Origin of the sequence: Aggregatilinea sp. (assembly GCF_036822615.1) — a bacterium.
In the GTDB taxonomy this organism is placed as follows: Bacteria; Chloroflexota; Anaerolineae; order Aggregatilineales; family Aggregatilineaceae; genus Aggregatilinea.
Map to the genome: position 1 here is coordinate 1 of NZ_DAISHJ010000200.1, position 4,809 is coordinate 4,809.

Consider the following 4,809-nt stretch of genomic DNA (forward strand, 5'->3'; position numbering starts at 1 on the left):
GCCATCCGCCTCACGGATCACGAAGTCGGGATGTTCTTCCAGGAACGCCGCCGCCGGGCCGCACGCGGCGAGCCGCCGCCACCCGGCCTGATCGCGCAGGTTTCCGGCTGGCTTCAGTCCCAGGGCAGTAAACCGGCAGCCTCATCTGCTGTGCCCGCGTTATCTGCTGCGCCGTCCTCGGCGGACGCGCTGCTGCCGGATCTGTCGATGCTGACGGGCGACCTGCCCGATCCGGACCCCGTCGTGCCTGCGATGCCGGAGCCGCCCGTACCGGCGGTACCGGTCGAGCCTGTCGTAGCGCCTGCGCCGCTCGCGCCCGTTCTGGACGAGACGCCCGACCCTCCCGCCGATTCCGCGCCTGTAGAGATCGCCCCGGTTGAAGACGTGCCGGTCCAGCACGCGCCCGCGCCGCTTGTGCCGCCGCCCTCGGACGTGCTGCCTTCGGATGCGGTCGAAGTGCTGCGGGTGTGGCGTGACGTGGCGGACGGCGCGCTGGTGATCGAGATCGGCGGGCAGCGCATTCGCTCGCTGTCAGATCTGCGCGGTGCGGAGCTGGAGCGCCGCTTCCGCAGCGTGCTGCGCGATCTCGATGCGATGGCCAGCGGCCCGATCCTGCCCCCGCCGCCCCCGGTGACCAAACCCGCAGCGGTAGAGGACGAAGAACCACCCAAACCCTCGTTCCTGCGCCAGATGTCGCGCGTGGCGATGGGCCGCACGCCGCCCTCGTCCGAGGAAGCGAATCCGGTGCGCGGCATCGCGGAGGAAGTCGAGGATCTGCTGCAAACGCGGCTGGAAAACCTACCGGAATACAAGGATCGCTCGATTCACGTCAAGCCGTCGCTGCACGGTGTGCGGATCGAGGTGGACGATCGCTCGTATGACGGCATCGGCGACGTGGACGATCCGGCCATCCACGCCTTGCTGCTCGACGTCGTGCGCGAGTGGGAAAACCGCCAGTAGGCACGGCGATCGTCACCCCAAACCCGGTGTTTCTTACGATGCGCGGTGATAGAAGATCGCGGAGAGCACGCTCGCGCCGAGATCCTGCCCGCGCCCGTAGCGTTTCATCAGCGAAACCGGCTTTTGGTCCAGATCGATCGGATCGTTGACGACGTAATCATTGCCATCCCGCGCGACGGCCAGCACCCAGTGCTGGTCGTTGTCGTTATAGCGCGTGGCCGGCGTGCGATCGACCCGGATCGGGACGGGCCGCTTGGCGGCGAGGCTGTCATCGATGCGGCCCAGCAGCGCCGGGTTGGAATCGGCTTTCCCGTCGAAGACGATCGTCCCGAACGCGGTGTTCAGTGCGTTCCAGGTCACCATGTAGTTCTGGAAGTACCCGTTTTTTTCGAGCAGCGTGCGGTTCAGCCGGGCCGGATCGGTGTCGCAGCCGTAGGCGCAGGCCAGCATGGCGAAACACGTTAGCAGGCAGCCCCAGCTCCCGATCGTGACCGGCGATCCCGGCCCGCCCAGCACGGTTTTGCGCCAGAGCGCGTCCCGCTGTGAGAAGTGCGGCGCGATCGAGTCGTAGCGCAGCGAGGGCGGCGTGGGGATGGGGACATCGACGCTGCTGGGAGTCTCAATGCGCATCCAGAGCAGCACCCCAAAGCGCTCGCCCGCCGGGTTGTAGAACGCCCAATCCATGCTGTGCTTCCCCGCCTGTTCGGGCGCGACGATTTCGACCGAGACGTTCGTTTCGCTGCCCGGCGTGCACAGGGGCAGGGGATAGCGGTCGAGCGCGGCCATGTGGGTGCCCTGCACATAGCGCAGCGAATAGTCCGGCCCCCAGGTCAGCGATCCGGTATTGCGCACGCGCCACGTTTTGGTCAGCCGCGCGCCGGGAGAGATCAGGGCGTCGTCGGGAATGGTGATATCGTCGACATAGATCGCGTCGTCCGTGCCCACCACAATAGGCGCAGTGGCGACGATACGCGCCCAGAACGTATCGCCGAAGGGCCGCCCATCGGCGTCGTAACAGCGCCAGTTGCTCACGTAGGTGCCCGGCTCCGGCGGGGCGATCATCTCGATGGACAGGGGCACGCGCTCGCCCGGCGCGCAGGGGGGCAGCGGCAGCGTGGTTTGCGCGGTCATGGCCGTGCCGCCGTTATAACGGAGCGTGAAACTCGCGTCCCACGGCACGCTGCCGCTGTTTTCGACCAGCCACGTTTTGGTGAAGGACGTGTTTCGTTCGAGTTGGCTGTCGTCGGGAATGGTCAGATCCTCGATGAAGCGGGCATTGGGCATTGGGCACATTGGAGACTCCTTCAAACGACTGGGTAGCTTGATTAACCGGTGTCCGGCAAGATTGGGTGAGTGAAGGGCTGATGGTACGCGCGGCGTGGTGCCTCGTATCCTTGATACTTCTATGTGTGATAATCATAATCTACTACCAATATAGTATATTTTCTTCAGAAATATAAGCTGGTGCTTGCGGCGGACCGGATGTATAACAGGAGCGCAGCGGCTTGATACCGGTCATGCTGCTCCAAAAAACGGGTTTTGCCGCGCTGCTCCTGCAGCCCAATTTACAGGAGGACGCCATTCGTACGCTGCGTTTGCTATCCCGGTTTGCGGGTGTGTTGGTGATCCTAGTTGGGACTCTGGCGCTGATCGGCTGGGTCCTGGATATCGCCGCGCTCAGGAGCGTGGCGCCCGGTTGGGCTTCCATGAAGGTCAACACGGCGTTGTGTTTCCTGCTGATCGGGATCTCGCTGTGGCTGCTGCAACCGGCGCTCACCGATCCGCGGATTTGCCGCCTCGCGCGGGTGCTTGCTGCCGGCGCGGCGCTCATCGGCTTCGCCAGCCTGATCGAACGGGTGCTGGGGGTGAACCTGGGCATCGACGAGCTGCTCCTCAAGGATACGTCGCGGTTTTCCGACAGCCTGATCGCGCCCGGGCGCATGTCCCACGCGACGGCGTTCAACTTCACGCTGTTGGGCCTGTCGATTGCATTCATCGATGTGCCTCGCATGCGCAAGGCGTCGCTGCTGATGACGGCACTGGTGCTGATTGTCGCGCTGCTGGCGCTCACCGGCTACGCTTACGGCGTCTCGGACCTGTACAACATCACGCCCTATTCCTCGATCGCGCTGAATACCGGCCTGTCGTTTTGCATCGCCTCAATCGGGATTTTTCTGGCGCGGCCCGATCGCGGTCCTGCCGCTTTTCTGCTGAAGGACGGCAGCGGCAGTGTGATGGCGCGCCGCCTGCTGCCCGCGGCGGTGCTGGTGCCGTTCCTGCTGGGCCTGATCGGGCTGGGAACGCACGAAGGCGGCATTGTGGGGGCCGACTTTGGGCTGGCGCTGTTCGTGCTGGCGAATATCTTCGTGTTTGCGGGCCTGATCTGGTGGAACGCGACCCTGCTCAACGGCATCGACGACGACCGCAGACGATCTGCCGGGGCGCTGCAAGAAAGCCGCTCGCGCCTGTCGGGGATCATCGAGTCCGCGATGGATGCGATCATCGCCGTCGATGAGGACCAGCGTATTGCGATCTTCAATCGCGCGGCGGAGCAGATGTTCCTCTGTGAGGTAGAGGACGCCATCGGCCAGCCGCTCGATCGGTTTATCCCGGTACGCTATCGCGCCGCGCACCGTGAATACGTGCGCGCCTTCGGGCAGACGGGCATCACGACGCGCCGCATGGGCCGGACCGGCAGCCTCAGCGGGCTGCGCACCAACGGCGAGGAATTCCCGATCGAGGCGTCGATTTCGCAGGCGGAGCACAACGGCACGAAGTATTTCACCGTGATCCTGCGCGACATCACCGAGCGCCAGCGCATCGAGCAGGAGATCAGCGACCTCAACGCGGATCTGGAACAGCGCGTGACGGATCGTACCGCCCAGCTCGAAGCGGCCAACCGCGAGCTGGAAGCCTTCAGCTATTCCGTTTCGCACGACCTGCGCGCGCCTCTGCGGGGGATTGACGGCTTTGCGCATATCCTGCTGCAAGAATACACCGACGTGCTGGACGCCAACGGGCAGCACTACTTACAGCGCGTGCGCGACGGCGCGCAGCGCATGGGCCAGTTGATTGATGACTTGCTGACGTTTTCGCGCTTGAACCGCCACGCGCTGAAAAAGAGTGGCGTGTCAATGACCGATCTGTTTCACGATGTGTTCGCGGATCTGCGCGAGGGGCAGAGCGGGCGCGCGCTGGAGTTCACCATAAACGATCTGCCGCCCGCCTGGGGCGATCCGCTGCTGCTGCGGCAGGTGTGCTTTAACCTGCTCGAAAACGCGCTGAAGTTCACGCGAGAAAGCGATCCGGCGCGTGTCGAGGTGGGCTTCAAGCAGGTAGATGGCGTGCCCGCGTACTACGTCAAGGACAACGGCGTGGGCTTCGATATGCGCTACAGCGACAAGTTGTTCGGCGTTTTCCAGCGCTTCCACCGCGTCGAGGACTACGAAGGGACCGGCGTCGGGCTGGCGACGGTGCAGCGGATTGTCCACCGTCACGGCGGGCAGATCTGGGCTGACGCCGCTGTTGACCAGGGCGCGACGTTTTACTTCACGCTGGACGCCGCCGAGTCCGGCGAAGATCAGGCCGCGCCGGACGATCCCGGCGCGGCGGATGCGGCGTGACGCGGTGCGGTTGGTGCTCGTTCATAACCCGCTCTTGTAGTGCGCCACGCGGGGACTGAAGGACAAAACACAATCCGGTTGTCGAATGGGTTTTGGGCGGTTAAAAACCAGGGCGGGTTACAAACCCGCCCCTACAAAACCTCATCGAGCGCTGCTTGTCTCCCCTCTCCAATCAAGTTGGAGAGGGGCCGGGGGTGAGGTCGCGGTAATGACCGGATTATTCTGG

The 4,809-nt window shown here is 64.3% G+C and carries 2 protein-coding genes and 1 pseudogene; 2 read left to right on the top strand and 1 reads right to left on the bottom strand.

Annotated features, from left to right (window positions below; all coding sequences use genetic code 11):
* Nucleotides 1-960: pseudogene (locus V7116_RS25365) on the top strand (hypothetical protein); the annotation flags it as partial.
* A gap of 33 nt (nucleotides 961-993) precedes the next feature.
* On the opposite strand, the gene V7116_RS25370 reads toward V7116_RS25365, so the two are convergent.
* The gene (locus V7116_RS25370) at nucleotides 994-2,253 is read right to left on the bottom strand and encodes an NBR1-Ig-like domain-containing protein (RefSeq protein ID WP_324394798.1); all 1,260 of its coding nucleotides are present in this window, start codon (nucleotides 2,251-2,253) and stop codon (nucleotides 994-996) included.
* Nucleotides 2,254-2,477: 224 nt separating this feature from the next.
* Between V7116_RS25370 and V7116_RS25375 the strand changes: the two genes are divergently transcribed.
* The gene (locus V7116_RS25375; protein WP_324394799.1) at nucleotides 2,478-4,583 is read left to right on the top strand and encodes a sensor histidine kinase; all 2,106 of its coding nucleotides are present in this window, start codon (nucleotides 2,478-2,480) and stop codon (nucleotides 4,581-4,583) included.
* Nucleotides 4,584-4,809 lie beyond the last annotated feature (226 nt).

Excerpts from the sequence above, each read along its gene's own strand:
- V7116_RS25370 (WP_324394798.1), bottom strand. The coding sequence starts at position 2,253 with ATGTGCCCAATGCCCAATGCCCGCTTCATCGAGGATCTGACCATTCCC.
- V7116_RS25375 (WP_324394799.1), top strand. The coding sequence starts at position 2,478 with ATGCTGCTCCAAAAAACGGGTTTTGCCGCGCTGCTCCTGCAGCCCAAT.